The sequence below is a fragment of the Rhodococcus sp. SJ-3 genome (assembly GCF_051918125.1).
Classification (GTDB): domain Bacteria; phylum Actinomycetota; class Actinomycetes; order Mycobacteriales; family Mycobacteriaceae; genus Rhodococcus.
Window position 1 is genome coordinate 3,865,550 of the sequence record NZ_CM123306.1, and the last position, 24,210, is coordinate 3,889,759.

The 24,210-nt window shown below is 66.4% G+C and carries 23 protein-coding genes; 8 read left to right on the forward strand and 15 right to left on the reverse strand.

Features of this window, described 5'->3' with window-relative positions:
* Positions 1 to 47: 47 nt before the first annotated feature.
* Together ACTDXD_RS18025 and ACTDXD_RS18030 are read right to left on the reverse strand one after the other, a co-directional pair.
* Positions 48 to 458 (reverse strand): carboxymuconolactone decarboxylase family protein, encoded by a 411-nt coding sequence (locus tag ACTDXD_RS18025; RefSeq protein ID WP_440123659.1) that lies wholly within the window; start codon positions 456 to 458, stop codon positions 48 to 50.
* Between the two features lie 52 nt (positions 459 to 510).
* A complete protein-coding gene (locus ACTDXD_RS18030) occupies positions 511 to 945 on the reverse strand; it encodes a limonene-1,2-epoxide hydrolase family protein (RefSeq protein WP_440123660.1) in 435 nt (144 codons plus the stop codon).
* A gap of 242 nt (positions 946 to 1,187) precedes the next feature.
* Here ACTDXD_RS18030 and ACTDXD_RS18035 point away from each other — a divergent pair, with 242 nt between their 5' ends.
* Positions 1,188 to 1,802 (forward strand): LGFP repeat-containing protein, encoded by a 615-nt coding sequence (locus ACTDXD_RS18035; protein ID WP_440123661.1) that lies wholly within the window; start codon positions 1,188 to 1,190, stop codon positions 1,800 to 1,802.
* Positions 1,803 to 1,842: 40 nt separating this feature from the next.
* Here the strand turns inward: ACTDXD_RS18035 and ACTDXD_RS18040 are convergent, their stop codons facing one another.
* The gene (locus ACTDXD_RS18040) at positions 1,843 to 3,261 is read right to left on the reverse strand and encodes a class II fumarate hydratase (protein WP_440123662.1); all 1,419 of its coding nucleotides are present in this window, start codon (positions 3,259 to 3,261) and stop codon (positions 1,843 to 1,845) included.
* Positions 3,262 to 3,338: 77 nt separating this feature from the next.
* Positions 3,339 to 4,376 carry a class II fructose-bisphosphatase gene (gene glpX / locus ACTDXD_RS18045; RefSeq protein ID WP_440123663.1) on the reverse strand — a complete coding sequence of 346 codons (1,038 nt, stop codon included), beginning with the start codon at positions 4,374 to 4,376 and terminating at the stop codon, positions 3,339 to 3,341.
* Positions 4,377 to 4,565: 189 nt separating this feature from the next.
* Between glpX and ACTDXD_RS18050 the strand changes: the two genes are divergently transcribed.
* A complete protein-coding gene (locus tag ACTDXD_RS18050) occupies positions 4,566 to 5,135 on the forward strand; it encodes a DUF4245 domain-containing protein (protein WP_440123664.1) in 570 nt (189 codons plus the stop codon).
* 4 nt (positions 5,136 to 5,139) lie between these two features.
* Here the strand turns inward: ACTDXD_RS18050 and ACTDXD_RS18055 are convergent, their stop codons facing one another.
* The 3 genes from ACTDXD_RS18055 to ACTDXD_RS18065 are packed head-to-tail and all read right to left on the reverse strand — an operon-like array spanning position 5,140 to position 7,462.
* Positions 5,140 to 5,379, reverse strand: a complete 240-nt coding sequence (locus ACTDXD_RS18055; protein WP_440123665.1) for an exodeoxyribonuclease VII small subunit — start codon at positions 5,377 to 5,379, stop codon at positions 5,140 to 5,142.
* An 11-nt stretch (positions 5,380 to 5,390) separates the two neighbouring features.
* Positions 5,391 to 6,638: an exodeoxyribonuclease VII large subunit gene (gene xseA / locus ACTDXD_RS18060; protein ID WP_440123666.1), complete on the reverse strand. Its 1,248-nt coding sequence runs from the start codon at positions 6,636 to 6,638 to the stop codon at positions 5,391 to 5,393.
* Positions 6,635 to 7,462 carry a lipid droplet-associated protein gene (locus ACTDXD_RS18065; RefSeq protein ID WP_440123667.1) on the reverse strand — a complete coding sequence of 276 codons (828 nt, stop codon included), beginning with the start codon at positions 7,460 to 7,462 and terminating at the stop codon, positions 6,635 to 6,637. Before ACTDXD_RS18065 ends, xseA begins: the two co-directional genes overlap by 4 nt.
* Positions 7,463 to 7,540: 78 nt before the next feature.
* Between ACTDXD_RS18065 and ACTDXD_RS18070 the strand changes: the two genes are divergently transcribed.
* Entirely contained in the window at positions 7,541 to 8,539 is a 999-nt protein-coding gene (locus ACTDXD_RS18070; protein WP_440123668.1) for a 4-hydroxy-3-methylbut-2-enyl diphosphate reductase, read from the forward strand.
* Positions 8,540 to 8,555: 16 nt separating this feature from the next.
* Here the strand turns inward: ACTDXD_RS18070 and ACTDXD_RS18075 are convergent, their stop codons facing one another.
* Positions 8,556 to 9,473 (reverse strand): DUF6542 domain-containing protein, encoded by a 918-nt coding sequence (locus ACTDXD_RS18075; RefSeq protein WP_440123669.1) that lies wholly within the window; start codon positions 9,471 to 9,473, stop codon positions 8,556 to 8,558.
* 24 nt (positions 9,474 to 9,497) lie between these two features.
* On the reverse strand, positions 9,498 to 10,661 hold the full coding sequence (locus ACTDXD_RS18080; RefSeq protein ID WP_440123670.1) for a DNA recombination protein RmuC: 1,164 nt from the start codon (positions 10,659 to 10,661) through the stop codon (positions 9,498 to 9,500).
* Between the two features lie 78 nt (positions 10,662 to 10,739).
* Between ACTDXD_RS18080 and ACTDXD_RS18085 the strand changes: the two genes are divergently transcribed.
* Both ACTDXD_RS18085 and ACTDXD_RS18090 read left to right on the forward strand, forming a co-directional pair.
* Complete coding sequence (locus ACTDXD_RS18085) at positions 10,740 to 11,933, forward strand: exonuclease SbcCD subunit D (protein ID WP_440123671.1); 1,194 nt, start codon at positions 10,740 to 10,742, stop codon at positions 11,931 to 11,933.
* A complete protein-coding gene (locus ACTDXD_RS18090; RefSeq protein WP_440123672.1) occupies positions 11,930 to 14,908 on the forward strand; it encodes an AAA family ATPase in 2,979 nt (992 codons plus the stop codon). Before ACTDXD_RS18085 ends, ACTDXD_RS18090 begins: the two co-directional genes overlap by 4 nt.
* Positions 14,909 to 14,915: 7 nt before the next feature.
* Here ACTDXD_RS18090 and ACTDXD_RS18095 read toward each other — a convergent pair whose 3' ends face one another.
* On the reverse strand, positions 14,916 to 16,154 hold the full coding sequence (locus tag ACTDXD_RS18095) for an AI-2E family transporter (RefSeq protein ID WP_440123673.1): 1,239 nt from the start codon (positions 16,152 to 16,154) through the stop codon (positions 14,916 to 14,918).
* Positions 16,155 to 16,271: 117 nt separating this feature from the next.
* On the opposite strand from ACTDXD_RS18095, the gene ACTDXD_RS18100 reads away from it, so the two are divergent.
* Both ACTDXD_RS18100 and ychF read left to right on the forward strand, forming a co-directional pair.
* The gene (locus tag ACTDXD_RS18100) at positions 16,272 to 16,745 is read left to right on the forward strand and encodes a hypothetical protein (protein WP_440123674.1); all 474 of its coding nucleotides are present in this window, start codon (positions 16,272 to 16,274) and stop codon (positions 16,743 to 16,745) included.
* Between the two features lie 36 nt (positions 16,746 to 16,781).
* On the forward strand, positions 16,782 to 17,861 hold the full coding sequence (gene ychF, locus ACTDXD_RS18105) for a redox-regulated ATPase YchF (protein WP_440123675.1): 1,080 nt from the start codon (positions 16,782 to 16,784) through the stop codon (positions 17,859 to 17,861).
* Positions 17,862 to 17,951: 90 nt separating this feature from the next.
* On the opposite strand, the gene ACTDXD_RS18110 is transcribed toward ychF, so the two are convergent.
* The 4 genes from ACTDXD_RS18110 to ACTDXD_RS18125 form a co-directional block, all read right to left on the reverse strand.
* A complete protein-coding gene (locus tag ACTDXD_RS18110) occupies positions 17,952 to 19,790 on the reverse strand; it encodes an ABC transporter ATP-binding protein (protein WP_440123676.1) in 1,839 nt (612 codons plus the stop codon).
* Positions 19,787 to 21,379, reverse strand: a complete 1,593-nt coding sequence (locus ACTDXD_RS18115; protein ID WP_440123677.1) for an ABC transporter transmembrane domain-containing protein — start codon at positions 21,377 to 21,379, stop codon at positions 19,787 to 19,789. Before ACTDXD_RS18115 ends, ACTDXD_RS18110 begins: the two co-directional genes overlap by 4 nt.
* Positions 21,380 to 21,607: 228 nt before the next feature.
* A complete protein-coding gene (locus tag ACTDXD_RS18120; protein WP_440123678.1) occupies positions 21,608 to 21,838 on the reverse strand; it encodes a DUF1059 domain-containing protein in 231 nt (76 codons plus the stop codon).
* Positions 21,839 to 21,875: 37 nt separating this feature from the next.
* Positions 21,876 to 22,340 carry an iron chaperone gene (locus ACTDXD_RS18125; RefSeq protein WP_440123679.1) on the reverse strand — a complete coding sequence of 155 codons (465 nt, stop codon included), beginning with the start codon at positions 22,338 to 22,340 and terminating at the stop codon, positions 21,876 to 21,878.
* Positions 22,341 to 22,464: 124 nt separating this feature from the next.
* Between ACTDXD_RS18125 and ACTDXD_RS18130 the strand changes: the two genes are divergently transcribed.
* Positions 22,465 to 23,076: a TetR/AcrR family transcriptional regulator gene (locus tag ACTDXD_RS18130; protein ID WP_440123680.1), complete on the forward strand. Its 612-nt coding sequence runs from the start codon at positions 22,465 to 22,467 to the stop codon at positions 23,074 to 23,076.
* Here the strand turns inward: ACTDXD_RS18130 and ACTDXD_RS18135 are convergent, their stop codons facing one another.
* The gene (locus tag ACTDXD_RS18135) at positions 23,077 to 24,057 is read right to left on the reverse strand and encodes a pseudouridine synthase (protein ID WP_440127684.1); all 981 of its coding nucleotides are present in this window, start codon (positions 24,055 to 24,057) and stop codon (positions 23,077 to 23,079) included.
* Positions 24,058 to 24,210 lie beyond the last annotated feature (153 nt).

Here is a 24,210-nt window from a genome sequence, read left to right on the forward strand (position 1 = left end):
AGTACGCTGAGATAGCCGAAGGTGACGTTCGGCCATGTGCGAGTGCGCTATTCGGAGTCGGGGAGGGCGCCGAGTTCGGTCTCGAGTACTTCCTGAACGACACGCATCGCGGCGAGCGCCGCGGGGGCGCCACAGTAGGCGCTGCAATGGATCACGGATTCGACGATCTCGGTGCGGGTCAAGCCGTTGCGCAGTGCGCCTCGTACGTGACCGCGCAGCTCGTTCTCGGCGCGCAGCGCGATGAGCATGCCGAGATTGAGCAGGCTTCGGCTACGGCGGTCGAGGCCGGGCCTCGACCACACTGCGCCCCAGGCATGTTCGGTGACGAACTCCTGGATTTCCTCGGAATCGGTGCCTCGCGCGCGGTCGAAGGCTCGCTCGACGAAGTCGTCTCCCATGACTTCGCGCCGGATCTCGAGTCCCGCTTCGAACCCAGGGCTGTACTCGGCGTCGGACATGTCAATGCTCCCTGTTCGATGGCCACCGAACCGTTCGGTCGCCGCAGAGAGTTTACGGCCGGCGGACCGCGGCCCGGACGAGACCGAGCGCGGTCGCACCGAGGAATCCGAGAACATCGAAATGGTCGCGCCAGACAACGATGCGTCCGTCGCGTAGTTCGAACGTGCCGCACACCGGGAAGACGATCTCGATGCGGCCGAAGCGGAGCACGTCGGTGCGTTCGGTGAGCACGACCTCGGCGCTTTCGGCGGCGATATGGTGTACCACCACATCGAAACCGAGCGACTGCTTCTCGAGGCCCGCCAGCACGGAGCCGATCCTCCGAGCGCCACGCAGGGTGGGCAGCGAGGTGTTGTGCCACGACATGTCGTCATCCATGTGGCGGGTGGCGTCGCGTGGCCGGCTTTCGGCAAGGGCCTCGAGGAACTCCCTGACCACCGTGATGGCGGTGTCGGGTGTGGTCGGTGTCGTGGCGATGGCATTCATGTGCTCCCCCTTTTGTCGATTGCGGGGATGGTACGGCGTCGTTCCCGGCGTGTCGACGAGAACGACCTTCTCGGAATCGAATCGATCTGCAGGGACGCCATGAATCGGTTCACTTCGAAGAAAGTGGACTTATCCAGGTCGAATGGCTACGAACACCGGTTCCGCGCGGTTACGTTCGGGGCGTCCGCTTGTCCTATCCCGTGCGTGACCACCGGTGCGGGAAGTCCGACAGGAGAAGATCCATGAACCGAATCAACCGTCGAATGGCAACTACAGTGGCTGCGCTCGCTGCCGTCGGCCTGGTCGCCTCGGCCTGCGGCGACGACACCAGTGCAGAAGATGTTGTCGGTAGCGCTACGAGCGCCGTCGAGTCCGCAGCCGAAAGTGTGGCGTCCGAGGTGCAGGGCTCTGATGAAACCACCGGCGCTGAGGAGACCACCGGCGACGAAGGAACCGAGGGTGCGGAAGAGACCGGCACCGAGCCTGCTGACGAGCAGACCAGCGCGGTACCCGGACCGGACGGCGAATCGGTCGAGCTGAGCGGTCAGATCCTCGCCAAATACAACGAGGTCGGCGGTGAGTCCAGTCCGCTCGGCATGGCAACCGGAAACCAGGAGGACGTCGGCGACGGCAACATCGCCGAATTCGACGGAGGCATCATCGCGTGGAGTCCGGACACCGACGCCCACATCGTGTGGGGCGAGATCCGCGTGGCGTGGGAGGCGGAAGACGGGGCAGGCGGCGAACTAGGTTTCCCGGTCAGCGATGAGCATCCTATCGACGGGGGTCTGCAGAGCGACTTCGAGAACGGCCATATCACCTACATCGACGGCCAGACCGAGGTGGTGATGGACTGACGCCATCCCCGGCCCCGGAGCATGGGGCCGGGGTCGGGCATCACCGTTCGGGTTCGACCTTCGCCATCGCGAGAACATCGAGGCGACGGTCGAGCTCGTCCTCACTGAGTTGCTCGCCGATGAGTCCGCGATCGATCACCGTCTGCCGGATGGTCTTGCGCTCCTTCAAGGCTTCCTTGGCGACTGCGGCAGCCTCCTCGTAGCCGATCGCCGAGTTCAACGGGGTCACGATCGACGGTGACGACTCGGCGAGGGTGCGCAGATGCTCGACATTCGCGACCAGGCCCGCGATGCACCGGTCCGCGAAAAGCCGCGAGACGTTGGCGAGCAGCCGAATCGACTCCAGCACGTTCCGCGCCATCATCGGGATGTAGACGTTGAGTTCGAATGCACCCGCTGCGCCTCCCCATGCGACCGCGGCGTCGTTACCGACGACCTGTGCCGCGACCTGCGTAACCGCTTCGGGCAGAACAGGGTTGACCTTCCCCGGCATGATGGAGCTTCCGGGCTGCAGATCGGGTAGCTGGATCTCGGCAAGCCCCGTCAACGGACCCGACCCCATCCAGCGAACATCGTTCGCGATCTTGGTAAGCGACACCGCGATCGTGCGCAACGCTCCGGATACCTCGACGAGACCATCCCGCGCGGCCTGCGCTTCGAACCGGTTCCGGGCGGGTGTCAGCGCATCGACACCGGTGGCCTCGACGAGTTCGGCGACCACCCGCGGCCCGAAGTCGTCCGGGGCGTTGAGTCCGGTACCGACGGCGGTCCCGCCGATGGGCAGTTCGCCGAGGCGCGGCAATGTGGCCTGCACCCGCTCGATCCCCGCTTCGATCTGGCGTGCGTATCCACCGAATTCCTGACCGAGAGTGACGGGTACGGCGTCCATCAGGTGCGTACGGCCGGATTTGACGACAGTGCGCCACTCGGTGGCCTTGTCGCTGAGCGCGCTCTGCAATTGCCCCAGTGCCGGAACGAGATCGGCGACGGCCGCTTCGGAGGCGGCGACATGTGTTGCGGTGGGGAATGTGTCGTTCGACGACTGCGACATGTTGACGTGGTCGTTCGGGTGAACGGTGACGCCGGCCTGCGCGGCGATCGACGCAATGACTTCATTGGTGTTCATGTTCGAGCTTGTGCCCGAACCGGTTTGGAACACGTCGATCGGGAACTGGTCGTCGTGCTTGCCGTCGGCGATCTCGCGGGCAGCGGCGATGATCGCATCCGCCTTCTCGGCGTCGAGAAGGCCGAGATCCTTGTTGACCTGTGCACATGCGGCTTTGAGAAGTCCGAGAGCGCGGATCTGCGCGCGGTCGAGGCCGCGTCCGGAGATCGGGAAATTCTCTACGGCGCGCTGGGTCTGTGCGCGCCAGAGGGCGTCGACCGGGACCCGGACCTCGCCCATGGTGTCGTGCTCGATGCGGTACTGAGGGGAAGACTGCTCGGAAGTGTCGGTCATGCCGTCCACGGTAGGCCCGCCGAGCACATCTGTGGGGTGCAAGAAAACGTTCCTGCACCCCACGGAGGCCTGTCAGGTCACGGCAGCGGCGGCGCGGCGCCGTCGACGCCCTGGAAATCGATCGACGAGAACTCGCCGAGCTTCTTGAGGCGGTGATAGGCCTCGACCATGCGGACGGTGCCGGACTTGCTGCGCATCACGATCGACTGCGTTTCGGCTCCACCCGGGGTGTACCGGACACCGCGCAGCAATTCGCCGTCGGTGACACCGGTCGCGCAGAAGAAGATGTTCTCGCCGGTCACCAGGTCGGTCGTGGTCAGCACGCGGTCGAGGTCGTGTCCTGCGTCGATGGCCTTCTGGCGCTCGTCGTCGTCCTTCGGGGCGAGCCGGCCCTGCAGCGCGCCACCCATGCACCGCATGGCGGCCGCAGCGATGATGCCCTCGGGGGTGCCACCGATACCGAGCAGCATGTCGACACCCGAGCCGGGCCGTGCCGCGGCGATGGCGCCGGCAACGTCGCCGTCGGAGATCAATCGGATGCGGGCCCCCGCCTCGCGCACCTCGCCGATGATGCCTGCGTGACGCTCGCGATCGAGGATCGTGACCGTCAGGTCCGGGATCGCAATGCTCTTGGCCTTCGCCACGCGGCGGATGTTCTCCGCGACGGGGACGGTGATATCGATGACATCCGCTGCCTCGGGACCGACCGCGATCTTCTCCATGTAGAACACGGCCGACGGGTCGAACATGGCGCCGCGTTCAGCGACTGCGAGGACTGCGATCGCGCCGGGCGCGCCCTTCGACATGAGCGTGGTGCCGTCGATCGGATCCACAGCGACATCGCACAGCGGTCCGTCGCCGTTGCCGACTTCCTCGCCGTTGTAGAGCATGGGCGCTTCATCCTTCTCGCCCTCACCGATCACGACGACGCCCTGCATCGACACCGAACTCACCATGTGGCGCATGGCATCGACGGCGGCTCCATCGCCGCCCTCCTTGTCGCCGCGTCCGACCCAGCGGCCTGCTGCCATCGCTGCGGCCTCGGTGACGCGCACCAGTTCGAGCGCGAGGTTGCGGTCGGGAGCTTCGCGGCGCTGTGGGGTGCTGGCCGTCATGGGCTACTGCCTCCTGATGAAAGTCGGTCGACGCTCGAGTGGCGCCGGCGCAGATGTGGCCGCCGGGATCGGGGCCGCACGAGCGGATGGGTGTATCGCGTGGTCATTGTCTCATCACCCGGGCCTCGATGACGTGTCGGACCCAGGGCGGGCGCACCGCACCTCGGCGTGGGCTGTCAGACTGGTTACGTGGCTCCCAAGAAACCTCGCATCCTGAACGACACCCGCGATATGGCCTGGTCGCTGATTCCGCTGGTTGTCGCAATGCTGGTCATTGCCGGAGTCGCGAGCCAGTGCTCCTTCAGCCCCGGGGGGCCGACTGCGGGTCCGGTACCGACCTTCGATCTCGATGCAGGCCTGAAGTACGACGCGAAGGAACTCGGCTTCCCGATCCGGCACCCCGAAGTTCCGGAGGGCTGGCAGTCCAACTCGGGGAGTCGCAGCATCATCTCCGGAAGCGAAGGCGGCGATTCGAGCACCGTGGGGTTCGTCACCGCCGGAGGACGCTACGTGCGCTTCACGCAGTCCGACGCGGGCGAGGACGAACTCGTCCGGTTCGTGGCAGGCGAATCGCGTCGCGTCACCGGCGCGCAGCAGATCGGCACCCGGGACTGGACCGTCTACGGGGGCGAAGGCGTCGAAGCGCTGTGGGTATCGGACTTCGGCGACGTCCGCATCCTGGTCGGTGGTTCGGGCACCGACGAAGAGTTCACCGAACTCGCCACCGCGGTCGGAGTTGCCGAGCCGCTGGAGCCCTGACCGGTTAGTCTTCGTCGCTGTCGTCGTACTCGTCGTCGGCGTGCGCGAGGGCGTTCTCGACCCGCTGACGTGCGCCGGCAAGATGTTGCTCGCACCGCTTGGCCAGTGCCTCACCCCGCTCCCACAACGCGAGTGAATCGTCCAGATCCAGCCCGCCCTGCTCGAGCATCTTGACGACGTTCGCGAGCTCATCGCGCGCGCGTTCGTAGCCGAGTTCGGCAACGTCGGAATTCGTGTCGCTCACAGCGTGATCCTTCACTTCTCTCGTCCCATGACGACGGCTCGCACCGCACCGTCACCCACTCGCACTCGCAGCTGTGTGCCCGGCGGGGCATCGTCGACCGACCGCACCACCTCGGGATCGCCGTCGGCCACGACCCGCTGCACCACGGCGTAGCCGCGAGCGAGTGTTGCCGCAGGTCCGAGTGTGGACAGGCGTGCACGCAGATGTTCGACGGTCGTTGCCTCGGACGTGATCGCCCGCGAAATGTCGCGGCGCGCGGCCACCCGGAGTCGTTCGATCTCGTCCGTACGCCGATCGAGTGCGGCGGCCGGATCGGCCAACACGGGCCGGTCGCGCAGCTGTGCGATCACGTGTTCTTCCCGTCGCACCCAGTTCCTCAGGGCACCGGCAGCTCGTGACCGGAGTTCGTCGACGAGATCCTGTTCGGCGACGGCGTCCGGCACGACACACTTCGCAGCGTCGGTGGGTGTCGCGGCCCGAAGGTCCGCGACGTAATCGGACAGCGGGGTGTCCGGTTCGTGCCCGATCGCACTGACGACGGGCGTCGTGCACGCGACGATTGCGCGGCACAGAGCTTCGTCGGAGAACGGCAGCAGATCTTCGGGGCTACCACCGCCGCGCGCGAGGATGATCACATCCACGTCGGGATCCTTGTCCAGCGCGGCGAGCGCTTCGAGGATCTGCGGCACCGCGGTCGGCCCCTGCACCGGGGTGTTGCGCACGTCGAACTGCACGGCGGGCCACCGTCGCTCCGCGACCGACAACACGTCGCGTTCGGCGGCGCTGGCCCGGCCGGTGATCAGCCCGACGCGCCGGGGCAGGAACGGCAACGGGCGCTTGAGCCGCTGATCGAAAAGACCTTCCGCGGCGAGAAGTTTGCGTAGACGTTCGAGGCGTGCGAGAAGTTCGCCGATTCCGACGGGGCGGATCTCGGTGATCCGCAACGCCAGGCTGCCGCGACCCGGCCAGAACGTGATCTTGCCGAACACCACGACGCTGGCGCCCTCGGTGAGCGGCACCTCGGATGCGCGAAGCAGCTGCGGGTCGCAGGTGAGCTGCAACGACATGTCCACCGACGGGTCGCGCAGGGTCAAGAACGCAGTCCGGGTCCCCGGCCGGGCGTTGATCTGGGTGAGCTGCCCCTCCACCCATACGGTGCCGAGTTTGTCGATCCAACCGGAGATCTTCTGTGACACGGTGCGCACCGGCCACGGGTTCTCCGCCGAGTTGGTGCGACCACCGGTCTGACCTGTGCTCACTTGCGTTCGGCGCTGGAGATCCGGTTGGACAGCATCGTGACGAACGGAGCGCGCCCGGCATTCGCGTTCTCGTAGGCGAGGAGCGCGGTGAGGTCCTCGACCGACAACGTGCGGAGACGAGCACGCAGCTGCGCGAGGGTCAACGTGCCGTAGTCGAGGTACTCGGCGATCTCGGCCGGCTGCGTCGGCTTGGCCGCCGAGGCGGGTGCCGACTTCGACGCGGACTTCGCGGCCGCCGACTTCTTCGCCGGTGAGGTTTTCGTCACAGCCGCCTTCGCGGCGGAGGGGCGCGGGGCCGAGGCCTTCTTCGCAGGGGCCTTCTTGGCGGCCGCCTTCTTCGCAGGCGCTTTCTTCGCCCCGGCAGCAGCGGGAGCCTTCGACTCGGCGGTGGACGAAGCGGATGGTGCGGGGGCGGTGGCGGGCGCCTCCGTCGAGGCGGGGGCCGCGGCAGGCCTGCCCGCAGCCTCACCCGGCGGCACCGAGTACAGCGCGAAGCGGCCGGACGCCGACGCCCCCGGTGTGGCCGGGGCCGCGGTATCGACCTGCTTCGCGGGCTCCTCTGTGCTGGTGAGAGGCTCTTTGTCCTCGTCGAACACTGCCCACTCGGGTTCCTCGGAAGGCGACGACGCGAACACCTCGAAAAGCTGATCGCCCTTGATCGCCAGGCCGGTCATCACTTGCTGCATCCGCATCGCGGTCTGCAGGATCTGACTTACCGTGGTCATCGGGAGCGCAACTGCAGTACTCGGAAGTCGGAGAGTTTCTTCGTACGCGGTGACGGCCACGCCGGCGGCCACCCGTGCCATGAACGGTGGACGGATCATTCCCTCACCCTGCCTCACGATCGGTGTCTTTGGTAGCCGAGCGGGTCGGTGTGACCGCTCGGCCCGTACTCTGGAGACATGTCTGCGCCTGTCCCGCTCGAAGTAGGAATCACACGGTCACCCGGCACATCGGCGCCGGGGAAGCGCGTCCTTCTCGCCGAGCCGAGAGGATACTGCGCCGGTGTGGACCGTGCAGTGGAGACCGTCGAGAAGTCTCTCGAGAAGCACGGTGCTCCGATCTACGTCCGTAAAGAGATTGTGCACAATCGGCACGTCGTGGAGACCCTTGCCGAGCAAGGTGTCGTGTTCGTCGACGAGACCGACGAGGTCCCGGAGGGGTCGGTCCTCGTGTTCTCGGCGCACGGCGTCTCGCCCGCGGTGCACGAGGCCGCGGCCGTCCGCAACCTCCACACGATCGACGCGACCTGCCCGCTGGTGACGAAGGTGCACCAGGAAGCGAAGCGTTTCGCCCGCGACGATTTCGACATCCTGCTCATCGGCCACGAAGGCCACGAGGAGGTCGAAGGTACTGCAGGAGAGGCCCCCGACCACGTTCAGCTCGTCGACGGCCCCGACGCGGTCGATGCCGTGACGGTACGAGACCCGTCGAAGGTGATCTGGCTTTCGCAGACCACCCTGAGTGTCGACGAGACGATGACCACCGTGCAGCGGTTGCGCGAGAAGTTCCCGCAGTTGCAGGATCCGCCGAGCGACGACATCTGCTATGCCACGCAGAATCGTCAGGTCGCGGTCAAGGCGATGGCACCCGAATGCGACCTGGTGATAGTGGTCGGCTCTCGGAACTCCTCGAATTCGGTCCGCCTGGTGGAGGTCGCGCTCGGTGCGGGCGCGAAGGCCGCGCACCTGGTGGACTACGCCCGCGAGGTCGACCCCGCATGGCTCGACGGCGTCGAGACGATCGGTATCACCTCGGGTGCATCCGTGCCGGAGATCCTCGTGCGTGGCGTGATCGATCTACTGGACGAGCACGGATTCCACAGTGTGCAGTCGGTGACCACCGCCAACGAGACCCTCGTGTTCGCGCTGCCGCGCGAGCTGCGGGACGCCCGCCGCTGAGCGGACATCGCGCAACTCAGTCGTCGACGCGATCCCGGTAGCGCACCACCGGTGGCCGGTACCCGGGGACCTGCCTCGGAGCACCGGCCATGGGTGTGGGCTGTGGTGTGCGGAGGGAGGCTTCCTCAGGTCGGGGTCGTCGCCGTTGAGGGGCGTCGCGCCTCGGATCGATATCGCCACGGCGCGGCGCAGGTGTTGCGCGCGCCACCGGGTCGCTGGCCGGGGGCGGGGTGCTTCGCCGTCGCGGTGCTGCCGCACGGCCGCGTGAATCGGCGACGTCGCGGACCGAGGCCTTCGCCCTCGGCGGTTCTGCCTGCTCCGCGCGTGCCGAGGGGCCGCGCACTGCGGAGGTGCGCGGCGAGGAAGCCTTGCGAGGAGCCTCGGCCGGATTCGGTTCCTCCGGTACGGGACGCTTCGCGGTACTGCGTCGGCGTGCGGTTGCGGCACTGCGCGCAGGCGCCGCTCGACGGGACCGCGGGGCGCGCGCGCGAACACCGACGTTCTGCTTGGCGAGGAAGATCCGTGCAGCACCGATCACCAACACCGCCACGGTCGCCAGCAACATGGCCGGGAACCGATTGACCAGTGGATATGCGACATTCAAGGCCAATTCCTTGAGTCCGCTCGTGCTGCCCGAAGCCAGGATTTCCTGACCGATCGGCACAGCCAGCAGCAGCAACAACGGCGGCTGGGCCATCGCGGTGAACAATCCGCGATAGCGGACCGCGGCAACGGCCGCGATGCATCCGAGGACATAGAAGACAGTGAATGTGGACGTCAGCTGGTCGCCGCCGGTCGCATCGATCAGCAGCCCGACAAGGGTGACACCGACAGCGATGAGTGGTGCACCCCACCAGGGGACACCGGGAAGCGACGGGACCAACGACCGCATATCGAGCGGCACTGCCGAGCGAGCGCGTTGGGATGCAGACACAAGGTAAACAGTAACCCGACAGAATCAGCTTGCTTCGTCGACAGGACCGTCGGATTCCGCAGTTTCTGTGAGTGTGCTGCGTCGCGGCCACGAGTCGACGCGCCGGATCTCGGGAACGTCGCCATCGAAAAGTTCCAGCTCATTGAGCTTTCGGGCGGTGACTCCCACCCGTGCCTCCATCGACGACACCGTGAGGTTGAACGAATCGACTGCTTTGCCCAATTGCCCGCCGAGCCGATCGAGGTGATCGCCCACCGTGCCGAGGCGCTGATACAGCTCTCTACCCAGCCTGTGGATGGTCGCGGCGTCCCGCGACAGGGCCTCTTGTCGCCATGTGAAGGCGATCGTGCGCAGCAGAGCGACGAGCGTGGTCGGGGTGGCGAGGATCACGTTTCGCGCGAACGCGTACTCAAGCAGATCCGAGTCGGCGCCGAGGGCTGCATCGAGGAACGGGTCGCCCGGTACGAACAGCACCACGAACTCCGGCGTCGGATCGAACGACTCCCAGTACGACTTCGCGGAAAGCTGGTCGATGTGGGTGCGTAACTGGCGTGCGTGCCGGGTCAGATGTCGTTCGCGCTGTGCCGGGTCCTCCTCCTGCGCCGCGTCGAGATAGGCAGCGAACGGCACCTTGGCGTCCACCACGATCTGTTTGCCGCCTGCGAGGTAGACCAACAGGTCGGGGCGTACGCCCTCCTTCGACACCTGCGTGTCGAAGTCGCAGTGCCGCACCATCCCGGCCAGCTCGACGACCCGCTCCAGCTGGATCTCGCCCCACCTGCCGCGTACCTGCGGCGCTCGCAGTGCAGTGACGAGTTGCTGGGTCTGCGTCGACAGCGACTGGGAGGCGCGGTGCATCCCTTCCACTTGCTCGGTCAGGCCCGCATACGCGTGGATCCGGCTCCGCTCGACGTTCTCGACCTGTTTGGACAGCGCCCCGACTGCCTCGTGCAGGGGCCCGACCAGCCGCGATACCTGTTCACCGACGGCCCCGGAATGCCGCCGCGCGGCATCCTCGTTCACCGCGCTCAACGATTGCCGCAACTGTGATTCGTTGGCCTCGAGGGCAGCGAGTTTCGCCTCGGCACGCGCTGCGCGGTCGCCGCTGCGCGATGCGTGCAGCAGCCAGCCGAGCACCACCCCGAGGGCGAGTGCGACGACGAGACCCAGAGCTGTGAGAGCTGACATGAGCCGCATGATGCCGCACCGCCGTGACAGTTACCCGGAACCCGAGCGTGTCGGTGTCTTCCTCTACCGTCTGACGACATGCGGATCCTGCACACCTCCGACTGGCACATCGGTCGCACCTTCCACGGTGTCGACCTGCTCGCCGACCAGGCCGCCGCGCTCACCGCCGTCGCAGAACTCGTCGCGGAGCGTGGGGTGGACGTGGTGGTGGTGCCGGGCGACATCTACGACCGCTCCATCCCCAGTGCCGACGCCGTCGCAGTGTGCAATGCCGGGCTCGAGGCCATTCGTGCCGCCGGTGCAGTGATCGTCGCTACCTCCGGCAACCACGACTCGCCCGTGCGTCTCGGCGCGGGTGCCGCGTTTGCTGTGCACGGAGGACTGCACCTGATCACGCGGGTCTCGCAGGTCGACCGGCCCGTGGTGCTGAACGACGAGCACGGGCCGGTGGCGTTCTACGGCATCCCGTATCTGGAGCCGGAGATCACCCGTGCCGAGCTCGGCGTCCCCGGTGCGCGGTCGCATCAGGAGATCCTCGACGCCGCCATGGCCCGGGTACAGACCGACGCCGCCGAGCGCGGCGTCCGCACCGTGGTGCTGGCGCACGCGTTCGTCGTGGGCGGGGAGCCGACGGAGTCGGAGCGGTCGATTTCGGTCGGTGGTGTCGAGACCGTGTCCGCGGTCACTTTCGACGGCGCCGACTATGTTGCGCTCGGGCACCTGCATTCGCCGCAGACGGTGTCCGAACACGTCCGGTATTCGGGGTCGCTGCTGCCCTATTCGTTCGGTGAGCGCTCTCATCGCAAGGCGGTGTGGCTCGTCGACCTCGACGAGAACGGCCTCGTCTCCGCCGACCGCGTCGACCTGCCCGTGGTGCGCGAGCTGACCCAGCTCACCGGCGATCTCGACGATCTGCTCGCGGATTCGGCTCACGAGGCCGCGGAGGACCACTATGTCGCTGCTGTCCTGACCGACCGGGCCCGTCCCGTCGACGCGATGCGACGGCTGCAGGAGCGATTTCCGCATGCTGTGCACGTTCAGTGGGAACGCCCCGCGTCGGGATCCGACGGCAGCTACCGGGAGAAGGTCCGAGGCCGCACCGACCTCGAGATCGCCTCGTCGTTCCTCACCGACGTCCGCTCCGAGCCGTCCCCCCGCGAAACGGAATGGTTCGAACAGGCCCTCCGCGACGATGATCGCCGCCGCGGCATCGGCAACGAGTCGCGGGGCGACGACTCCGGTCGCGACCAGCGGGTGGACGTACCGGCATGAGATTGCACTCGATCGAGATCACCGCCTTCGGGCCGTTCGCCGACACCGTCGCCGTCGACTTCGACGATCTCGGCGCCGACGGCTTGTTCCTCCTGCACGGACAGACCGGTGCGGGGAAGACGTCGATCCTCGATGCCGTCGCGTTCGCGCTCTACGGCACGGTGCCCGGCGCCCGCGCCGACGGGCGTAGGTTGCTGTCCGACCACGCGCCCGCGGGTGCCGCACCGAAAGTCTGCCTCGAGGCGACGATCGGCGGTCGGCGACTACGCATCGAGCGCAGTCCCGAATTCGAGCGCCCGAAGAAGCGCGGGGTCGGCACCGTCAAGCAGCAGGCGAAAGCCACCCTGTTGTGGCTCGACGGCACTGGGGAGAACCTGTCGCGCATCCCCGAGATCGGCGACGTGGTCAAGGGGCTGCTCGGGATGAGCGCCGAACAGTTCTTCCAGGTCGTGTTGCTGCCGCAGGGTGAATTCGCGAAATTTCTGCGGGCGCCCAGCGATGAGCGCGGCAAACTTCTCGAGCGACTGTTCGACACCACCAGATTCGGTGACGTCGAGCAATGGTTCCGCGAGCGCCGCGGGTCCGGCGCGAAAGCGCTCGCCGAACAGCAGAAGGCCGTCGACGTACTCGCAGCGAAGGTGGCCGCAGCCGCCGGGATCGAGGCCGGAGCCGACGCCGAACCGGTTGAATGGGCCCGCAGGTTGCTCGCCGATGCAGCCGACGTCCGGGATTCGGCCGAGGTGGTGCACGCCGATGCCCGCGACACCGATCGTGTCAACCGCGCCGCACTCGACCACGCGGTCGCGCTGGCAGACCGAATCCGGCGACGCGGCGAAGCACTCGCGGACCGAGCCCGGCTCGACGTCACCGAGCCGGAGCGCACCGCGATTCTCGCCGAACGTGACGCAGCGCGTCGTGCGCAACTGGTGGCGGTCCTCGATCGTGAAGCCGCGGGCGCTGCCGCTGAATCGGCAGCTGCCCAGGCCGAACTCGACTCCACTGCATCGGTTCTCGCAAGGTCGGTCGAGGGACGCGGCCTACTCGGCGAGGTGCCCGGGCCGCCCGACGAATCAGACCGCGCGCTGATCCGTCCCCGCTGCGAGCAGTGGTCGAGTGAGGTGACCGGACTCGACGCCCTGATCGATCAGCAGCGGCGTCTTTCCGAGATCGTCTCGCGCCGTGAGACTTTGGAGGGAAAACGGCAGACCGCCGCTGCAGAACTCGAAGGGGTTGTTGCGGAACGTGCTGCGCTGCCCATTATGGTGACGGAGGCAGCGGCCGCGGTCGCCGAATCGGAGAAGGCTGCAGCGTCGCTCCCGGGGTTGCGCGATGCCCGCGACCGCGCCGCCGACGCGCTTGCTGCTGCTCGTGAATTGCGCTCGCGCAGTGCAGAACTTCACCAACTCGAGAAGACGGCTGCGCAGCGCCATACGGATCACAATCTGGCGCACGAGGCCCTGCTCGATGTTCGCGCTCGCCGAATCGCCGGTATGGCGGCGGAACTGGCTGCCAGGCTGGTCGACGGCGATCCCTGCGAGGTGTGCGGAGCGGTCGCACATCCGTCGCCGGCACGGCCCGAACCCGACGCCGCGACCGAGGACGACGAAGAGAACGCCCATGCCGCAGAGCGGCGAGCAGCGAAGGCGCTCACCGAGGTGCGTGCGGCGGTCGGAGATGCCGCCAGCGCGGTGGCGATCCTGCGGCAACGCAGCGGCGACTCTTGTGAAGACGAGTCGGCCGCGGCGCACGCCGACGCCGTACGGGCGCACGACACGGCTGAGTCTGCGGCAACGCAGCTGGAGGGTCGTCGCCGCGCGGTCGCCGATCTTCACGAACGCGACCTTGCTCTGCAGGCCCGAGAGCGGGAGGCGGAGACCGTACTGGCAACCATCGCCCGCGACGATGCGGTACTCGCATCGGAGGCCGAGGAGATCGGCTGTCGTATCGCTGCGGCAGTCGACGGCAGTGAATCGTTGTCGGTCAAGCGGGAGCACCTCGCCGCTCTGGTGCGCGCTGCCACCGCGTGGCTCGATGCCAGGCTCAGGGTGGTTCAGGTGCGTTCGGTTGCGCAGCAACGCGCTCGTGAAGCGGAGGCCGCCGCAACCGACGGCGGATTCGCCGACCTGGCGCACGCGCGTGCCGCGCTGCGTCCCGCGTCGAGAATCGCGGAGATCGATTACGAGATCCGCGATGCCGAGAACCGCAAGGCGATCGTCGCCGCCGTGCTCGCCGAACCGGAGATCGATGCTCTCACCGGCAACGAGGTCGCCGATGTCGAGGCAGCGCGCGGGGTGGTCGACTCCGGTGCTGCGGCACTCGAATCCGCGCTCGCTGCCGCGACCGAGGCGCACCGTCGTCACGCCGACATCGCGTCCTACGCGAGCCGTCTAGAGCGGGCCTACGAGGCGCTGGTGCCGCTGCGCGACGAGCAGGCCGAACTCACGGCACTTGCCGACGTCGTCGCCGGTGGAGGGGCGAACACCCGCAGAATGTCGTTGCGTTCCTATGTGCTCGCTGCACGCCTCGAAGAGGTGGCGGAGGCGGCGTCCGAGCGGCTGCGCAGGATGTCCGGTGGCCGCTACGAATTCGTGCACAGTGACGCTGCAGGTAGCCACGGCAAGCGAGGCGGGCTCGGCCTCGACATCCACGACGAATACACGGGTTCGGTGCGGTCCACCAAGACGCTGTCGGGTGGCGAATCGTTCCAGGCATCCCTGGCGCTGGCACTCGGGCTCGCGGATGTCGTCGCAGCCGAGGCCGGCGGAGTGGTGATCGACACCATGTTCATCGACGAGGGTTTCGGCACTCTCGACGCCGACGCACTCGATGCGGTGATGGGGGTCCTCGACGAGCTGCGTGCCGGTGGGCGGGTAGTGGGTGTGGTCAGCCACGTCGACGAACTGCGGCAACGAATTCCGAGCCGCCTGCACGTGTTGCGTGGTCGCACCGGCTCCACCGTGCAGGTGGCGGGTTGAGCGGTACTTACGGGTTGGGGGACGACGAGTTCGGGTCGGGCGCGGAAGTGTCTCCCGGCGCAGGCAAGGCCTTCCTGTCCTCCTCGTCCTCGTTCTCGCCGTCTTCGCGCTCCACCGATCGTGCGTCGATCTGTTCGCCGATGTAGCGGATGACCACCGCGCCGACTGCCGCGACCGGGACAGCCAGGAAGGCGCCGATGATCCCGAACAATGACGAGCCGGCCGTCACGGCGAGCAGCACAACTACGGCGTGCAATTTCATGCTCTTGGACTGCAGCACCGGTTGCAGTACGTTGCCCTCGATCTGCTGCACCGCGATGATCAGGATCAACACGATCACTGCTGTGGTGAACCCGTTTGCGACCAGGGCGACCAATACCGCGAGTGCGCCTGCGACGAACGCACCGACGATCGGAATGAACCCACCGATGAACGTCAGGATCGCGAGTACCGGGGCGAGCGGGACCCCCAGGATGACGAGGCCGATGCCGATGAACAATGCATCGATGAAGCTCACCAACGCCTGGGTGCGGATGAATCCGCCGAGGGTGGCCCACATCCGCTCGAGTACTTCTTCGAGGTGACGGCCTGCCCTGCGACCACTGACCGAGTGCAGCCACGGCAAGAACCGCGGCCCGTCCTTGATGAAGAAGAACGTCAGCACAAGTACCAGAGCCAGAGTCACCAGCAGTGATCCTGCCGTGCTCACCCCGGAGAACACGCCGCCGGCAATCGAGGCGGCACTGCCCTGTAGACGTTCGACGACGACGTGCACTGCGTTGTCGAGCTGTTCGTCCTGCAGGTTGATCGGCGGGCCCTGTACCCAGTCCTGCACGGTGTTGATGCCCTCGGTGGCCTTGTTCGCAAGGTCGGGAACCTGTGCCACCACGGAGGGGACGATGCCGGCGATGATCCCGGCGACGATCGCGAAGAACAGCACGAGAGTCAGCCCGGCTGCTGCGGCGGGCGGAACCCCACGTCTGGTCATCCCGCGGGTCGGCGGCCACAGGATCGTCGAGACGACGATTGCCAGGGCCACCGGCAGGATGATCACCCACATCTTCTCGATGACCCAGCCGAGCACTACAGCCGCGGCGGCGATGAGAACGAGGCAGCCCGACCACTTCGCCAACCAGATTCCACCGACGCCCAGTAGGGTCCCGCGATCCGGCTTCGCAGCTTTGTCGCCTGCCTTGTGGTCGGAGGTGTTCTTCGCCTCGCTCAACGGTGGTCCTTCCGCGCGCATGTGTTGATCGCCTCGATCGATATTCGCCAATCTACGGCCACCGTGCCGGATCTGCCGTGGGATGCAGGTTTGTCGGATACGCCCGTGTCCAGCACGAACGCGTGGCATTCTCGACATATGTCCTTGCGCATCGACACATCCCGTCCCCGCAGAGTGATGTATGTGGTCATGGCCCTCGCATGTGCCGCAGCCCTCAGCGCTTGTGGCGAGGACGACTCGGCCACTTCCGAGGGTGTGCGCTCCTCGGTGGACGTCGCTGTCACATCCGCTCAGGAGCGTGTGGAGGGGGCGGCCTCGTCCGTGCAGAGCGCCGCGTCCAGCGCGGCAGAGCGTGCCGGAGGCTGGTTCGACGACGCCAAACTCGGTGCATTCGTCACTGCATTCCGTGCCGCATATCCGAACCTGTCGGCCGACCGCGAGACCCAGTCGATCGAAACGATCGTCACCGAAACCTGCCCGCTGATCGAAGACGGCGCCGACGATGCCGAGGTGAACGCGAAAGTTGGAGAACTCGCGGCCAACGGCTCGGCGGTCCCCACCGAAGATCAGGCGGCCCGCATCGCGCAACTGGTGCGTGTGGCGTGCGGATGAATGGTCACCGCGACGACCACGTAGACTCTTGATCCTGTGAGCCTTACCCTCGGAATCGTCGGACTTCCCAACGTCGGCAAGTCGACGCTCTTCAACGCGCTGACCAAGAACGATGTGCTCGCCGCGAACTACCCGTTCGCGACGATCGAGCCGAACGTCGGTGTCGTCGAACTGCCTGATCCGCGGCTCAATCGGCTCGCCGAGATCTTCAGTTCGCAGCGAATCCTTCCCGCCACCGTGTCGTTCGTAGATATCGCGGGCATCGTCAAGGGCGCGTCCGAAGGCGCGGGGCTCGGTAACAAGTTCCTCGCCAACATTCGCGAAGCCGACGCAATCTGCCAGGTCGTGCGCGTGTTCGCCGACGACGACGTCGTCCACGTCGACGGTCGCGTCGACCCGCTCGGCGATATCGAGATCATCGAGACCGAACTCATCCTCGCCGATATTCAGACCCTCGAGAAGGCTGTGCCACGCCTCGAGAAGGAAGCGAAGAAGAACAAGGAACTCAAGCCGCAGCACGAGGAAGCGCTCAAAGCGCAGGCCGTGCTCGACGAGGGTGCCACTCTGTTCTCGAAGAAGGACACCCTCGATTTCGGCTTGCTGCGTGAGCTCAACCTCATGACGACCAAGCCGTTCCTCTACGTGTTCAACGCCGACGAGTCGGTACTCACCGATGACGCGAAGAAGCAGGAACTGCGCGCGGCCGTGGCGCCCGCCGACTGCGTGTTCCTCGACGCGAAGGTCGAGTCGGAGCTCATCGAACTCGAACCCGACGAAGCGCAGGAACTGCTCGACTCGATCGGCCAGGACGAAGCCGGACTCGATTCGCTCGCGCGCGTCGGCTTCCACACCCTCGGTCTGCAGACCTACCTCACTGCGGGACCCAAGGAAGCGCGCGCCTGGACCATCCCGCAGGGCGCGACCGCGCCGCAGGCGGCGGGTGTCATCCACTCCGACTTCGAGCGGGGCTTCATCAAGGCCGAGATCGTATCGTTTGCGGATCTCGACGCGGCCGGATCGATGGCCGAGGCGAAGGCCAAGGGCAAGGTCCGCATGGAGGGCAAGGACTACGTGATGGCCGACGGCGACGTGGTGGAGTTCCGGTTCAACGTCTAGCGTCATTGACGTACCGCACCCGTTGCGACGAGGGGGAGGTCATGTGCGAGTCCGATGGCAAACACGCACACAACCACCCCCTCGTGCGAACTAGTCGCGGTACGCGTGCACTTTCTCCGCGCGCACGTCGTCGGTCTCCTGCCGACCGGCAGTCCACGCGGACCACAATCCGTGATAGATCCCGCCACGAGCGAGCAACTGGCCATGGGTGCCCTGCTCCACAACCTGACCCGAGTCCATGACGAGGATGTTGTCGGCACGTGAGGCCTGGTCCAAGCGGTGCGCCACCACCAAGGCGGAACGACCACGGGTCACTTCGTCGGCGGCATCTTCCAACGCCCCCGCCCCGGCAGAGCCGGCCTCGGCGGTTGCCTCGTCCATGATGACGACGGCCGGGTCGAGAAGCAGGACGCGAGCCAGTGCGAGCTGTTGCGCGGCCACCGGATCGAGCTGGATGCCCCGTGCACCGACCACCGTGTCGAGACCTTCGGGGAGCCGGTCGAACCACGGGCGCGCATGAACCAGATCGAGTGCCGCAAGGAGCTCTGCGTCGGTGGCATCGGGCTTGGCGAGAGTCATGTCCTGGCGCAGGGTTCCGGAGAAGACGTGCACTTCCTGGCTGACCATGGCGAGACGGGCGATGCGCTCACGGTCGGACAGCGACGACACGGGGCGGTCGTCGACGAGCACCACACCGGCATCGGGTACTCGCAGTCCCGCCACAAGCGCTGCCACCGTGGTCTTTCCGGCTCCGGATGCGCCGACAACGGCGACCGTCTCGCCCGGGCCGATGGTGACGTCGATATTGCGTACCGCCCAGGAATCGCCGTAGCCGAAGCTGACGTCGCGCAGCTCGACGCGACCCTGCGGAGCATCGACACCGCTGTCGGGTACCGGCACCGGTGGGTCCGTCACCACTCCCACGACACGCGCCAGTGAGGCATACCCGGACTGTACGACGTCGAGCACGCGCATGAACGTGTTCAAGGGACCGCGCAGCCGGATGATCATGAGGACCGCACCGGTCACGGCACCTACGGTGAGGACGCCCGTGGACACCAGGTGATATCCCATCGACAGCGCGGTCGTCAACATGAGGAACTCGGCACCGAGCATCCAGGCGTTGAGGCCGAGCATGGTGGTGCGTGCCCTGATCCCTTTGCGGACCACGCTCCACGAGGCGTTCCCGATCTCGGTGTGCATGCGGTCTTCCATCGAGAACGCACGCACTGTCGCTCGGCCCCGGATGGCCTCCAGAACGCGGCGGGCGCGCTCGGCCATTGCCGCGCGTTCGTCGGCGTAGCGTGCGGGAGCCTTACTGAGGTAGAGGCGCGCGGCAATGTAGTACACCGGCGCGACGATGACCGGGATGATCAGGAACTGCCAGTCCAGCGTGAACAGGGCGATGACGGTGGCAATGACCGTGAACAACGAGGTGGAGAGCGTCGGTACGGTCTCGGTGACGGCAGCCGACAATTCGGCGACGTCATCGGTGGAACGACTGACGAGGTCACCTGTGCCTGCATCCTCGACTCGGTGAGTGGGCAGCCCGAGGGCGGTGCCGACCATGTCCTGGCGGAGGTTCGCGATCACGCGCTCCGACAGCCGGGCCACCAGATAGAAACCGCAGGCGCTCATGACCGCGCCGGCGATCGCCGCCGACATCAGGCCTGCGCCGATCGGCCACAGCGATTGCTGGATATCGCCCATCACAACGTCCACGATCCGGCCCATCAGCTGCGGCACCAGCACTCCGGCGTAGGCGCCGAGGCCGAGCAGCACGAGTGCGAGCAGGAACAACGGCTTCGCGTGGCGGACCCGCCCCAACTGATGCGCTACCTCGCGCCGTACCTGACTCAGGGTGGCCAGGGGGAATCGAAGGGTGGTGTCGGCCTTGACGGGTGGGGTCGGGCTTGTCGGCGACCTCATGCGGTGGCCCCTGCCAGTAGTTCCTCGGTTGTGGCCTTCAGATCCTCCGCACTCAGGTGGTTGGCGGCGACAGCGTTCCATGCAGGTGCCTCGCTGAAGACAAGGGTGATCTTGCCCGCCCGGTGACGGGACGCTCGCTCGGCAATGTTCTGCTCCGTCACCGAGTCGACGGCGGTGGTCGGATCCTGCAATACGAGGACCTCGGGATCGAAGGCGAGGGCGCGCGCCAGAGCCACGCGCTGGCGCTGACCGCCGGAGAGCATGCGTCCGTTCTCTCCGACGCGTTTGTCGGGGCCCTCCGGGATGTCGTCGCAACAGGCGACTCGGAGTGCTTCTTCCGCGATGGCTCGGTCGGAGTAGACGTTGTCGGCGACGCTGCCGTCGAACAGGTCGGCCGCGTGCGGGACGACGATCACTCTGCTGCGGGGCAGCGACTCGAGTTGGGCGATCACATCGTGATCGGTGCCGCGTACCGAGGTGAGACCGGTAGGCAGGGACTCGATGAATCGGGTGGCCCTGGCGGCGTCGACCTCGGTGGTGCGTTCGAAATCCGCCCCGAGAACCTCTCGGATCCGCCGTCCGGATGCCTCGGCCGACGCCCAGCGCGAGGCGAGGTTTCTTCCGAACATCGTCATCGGAGTGATGAGGAATTGGGTCAGGCCCACGACCGTGATGAGTTCACCGATGGTCACATGCCCGTTGAGCGCGAGCGCGCCGGTGGCGATGCCGAGGGCGGAGACGAAGATCGCCCCCGCTGCCTCGGTGGCACCATTGAGGCTCGCCTCGGCCCCGTTGGCGCGAACGGTCTTGCGATAGGCGATGTCCGAGACCTCGTCATAGCGATTCCGGACAGTGACGATCGCGCCCAGCCCCTTGAGGATGCGGAGCCCTTGGACCACATCTGTGGCGGTCGCCGCGGCCTGCGCGATTGCGTGTTGACGTGCCACCGAACGGCTCTGCAGCGGCCGGGCCACTGCGAGCGCAACGACCACGAGGAGGGGCCCGCCGATGAGGGTTGCCAGGCTCAGCCAGGGATTGATGGTGAACATCATGATGGCGCCGTAGGTGATGGCTGCAGCCTCGGCCACCGGCATGACCGTCATCATGACGATGTCACCGACCCGGTTGGTGTCGGACGATGCGATCGACAGCAAGCCGCCGGCGGTGCGCTCGCGACCGGCGAACCCACGCGGATCCTGGATGCGGTCGGTGACCATGGTGCGCAGGTCATGACTGACCAGTTGCTGACTTCGGATCAGCATGAAACGCGCAACCCAGTTCACGCCGATGGCGACCACGAAGAGGCAGCCCAGCATCAGGATCCAGAAACCCAGCCGGTGGAGTGACGAGGTGGCGATGGCTTCGTCCACGGCCTTGCCCACCACGACCGGCGTCAGACCGTTGCAGACGAACGAGGCTGCCATGCCTGCCGACGCCACGAAGCTCCACGGGCGCTGGGAGAGCGCCACCTTCAGCGTCCACGCCCGCGCATCGAGAGCGGGCATCTTGGATCTGCTTCCGCCCGGCCCGGGAAGCGCCGAATAGTCGACGGCACTCTCCTGTCCAGGAGAGCGAGGGATGTCAGGCATAAGGGACGATATTACTTTGTAGGCAAAGTAAAGGCTGTGGTCGCATGCCTCGGCCGGCGTGGGCGGCGACGGCGACGGAGTGGTTCCGTCCGACCGTGGTGGTTGCGCCGGACCCGTCGATCGTCGCCGCCCTCGAATGTGCAGCGGATTTCGGTGCACCGTTACCTGTGAGCCGGGGCTGCCAGTCGAATGCGCCTGAACTGAGGGAGTTCCGGAACGCTCACGAGGTCAGGGGAGCGCCGCGAATGCCTTCTTGGTGTCCTTGTACCAGCCCATCGCCTTGATCGGGTGCTTCCACCGCTTCCTCATCTCCTCGAGTGCCGGAACATGATCGGTGTCACCGCTGTCCACGGACTCCCGTAGGTGTCGGTCCTGCGCCTTGATGATCTCGTCGGCTGTTTCTCCGCGGAGGTCTGCGTCGCAGGGCCCTCCGAGCTCTCGACAGGTCATGGATTTCATCGGATCTCCTTCGAATGAGGTGGGGTGTGGGTGAAGTTCAGCTGACGGCGCGTTGCACGAGTGCGATGATCTGCATCTCGACGTCGTCGGTCACCTCGGTGATGGCGTAGTTCGTAGGCCACATGGCGCCGTTGTCGAGTTGCGCTTCGTCGCTGAATCCGAGAGTTGCGTAGCGAGCCTTGAATTTCGCGGCGTTCTGGAAGAAGCAGACGATCTTCCCGTCGAGCGCGTAGGCAGGCATGCCGTACCAGGTTCTCGGTGCGAGCTGCGGTGCGCTCCTCGTGACGAGTGAGTGGATCTTCTCGGCGATCTCACGATCGCGACCCTGCATCTCGTCGATCTTGGCGAGCACGGCCTGTTCGTCCTCGGCGGCCTTCCGGTCGGCGGACACGCGTTTTGTCGACGCGCGTGCCTCGCGCGCACGCTCTTTCATGGCCGCTCGCTCTTCGGCGGTGAATGTCTGCTGTTCGTCGGTAGTCGTGTGTCTTGTGTCGGTGCTCATCGTCGTTCCTCCCGTGTTGTTCCGCTTCCGGCTCATAACGGCACGGCTAGTGCCGTTATGGGTCAGTGTGCACTCGGGGATCGGGTGCTGTCAACGGCACGATGCGTGCCGATATAATGGGGGAATGGATGAGCGAGAGCACTCGTCAACGGAATCTCGGGCACCGCGGCGACGCGGGGAGGCGCTGACCCGTCAGTTGTTGGATGTCACGCTCGAGCTTGCGACGGAGGCGGGCTACCGTGGCCTGACAATCGAAGCGGTCGCGCAGCGCGCAGGAGTAGGGAAGCACACCATCTACCGCCGCTGGTCGTCGATGCCCGAGTTGCTGCTGGACGCACTGAACCACGTGTGGATCACCGAGCTCGACTACCACACGACGCGAGGCATCCGCGCGGATCTACGCGAACAGTTCCGACGGTCCGTTCGCGCCCTCTCCACACCTCCGATCGGCCCCGTTTACCGAGCGGTCATCGCCGAGGCCCAGGCCGATCCGGAACTGCGGAAGACGTTGCACGAGCGGTTCCTTGCGACAGTCGAGCAGAGGACGTTCGATCGCATCAGGCTCGCACAGCAACATGGAGAGCTCGAGTCCGGCGTAGACCTGACGATCCCCGCCGAGGTGCTCGCCGGAGCGCTCTACTACCGGTTGCTCCTGACGCCGCGACCGGTCGACGAACAGGTCATCGACGGACTCATCGACATGTTCCTCGCTGCCTACGGCGTCACCGGAGAATAGCTACGACGGTGCGGCAGCGTCTCGATGCTCCGGAAGCGGGATCTCGCTCAGCGTCAGTCCGGTGACGAATCGTCGGAGCTCTCCTGACAGCGGATCGGTGAATTCCAGTTCCCGCGCGAGTAATTGGAGCGGAAGGGAATGGTCGTCCGGAGACTCGGGAAGGAGATCGGGATACCAACTGTCGCCCAGGATTCCGATACCGAGCGCGGCCAGATGCACCCGCAACTGGTGCATCCGGCCAGTGCGCGGACGCAGGATCGTGTGGAGTACAGCGCGTCCGGATGCACTCACACCGGAACCGAGCACCCCGACCACGGTCTCGGAGTTGGGTTCCCGGCTGTCGTCGACGACCACCCGCAGCTCGCCCTTACGAGCCTCGATGTGGTTCCGGTAGGTGACGGGAAACGCGTGCCCTGCGAGCGTCGGCGAGCCGGGGGCCCAGCCTGGCGGTAGTGCCGAGACCGCCTCGTAGACTTTCGTGACCTGCCGCTTCTCGAACAGTGATTGGTAGGCGCCGCGTGTGGCAGGGCGGGTCGAGAACATCACCAGACCGGCCGTCGCGCGGTCCAGTCGATGAATCGGCGTCAGGTCGGGGTTGTCCAGGCGGATCCGCAAGCGGACGAGTGCCGACTCGCGTAGGTAGCGCCCACCCGGAGTGGTCGGGAGAAAGTGCGGTTTGTCGATGACGACGAGGTCGTCGTCGATATGAAGAATCTCTTCGCGGAACGGCACCGGATCTTCCAAGGGCAGTTCGCGGTAGTACCAGATGAATCTGTGTGTGCCCAATGCGGCGCCGCGATCGATCGGAGTGCCGTCGGCACCCACGATCTCGCCGTCGTCGAACCGCTGATACAGAGTGCCCGCGTCCATGTGATCGAATCTCGCAACCACGTACTCGGCGATCGTCGACCACGGACCGGTCGTCGGAACACTCAGCCGGGTCGGTCCGATTCCGTTCTTGACGGGTAGTGGTGAGGGCATCGGCACGGCGTCGATTCTCTCACTGCTGGTCGCGTGGATGACCGACGGGAGCGATCGCGGCGGAATGGCCGTGACGAATTCTGTCGACGTGGCGCGCGGAACAGGCCGGTCGGTTACGGTTTCGGCAGCAGATCGATTCGAAAGGTCGATATC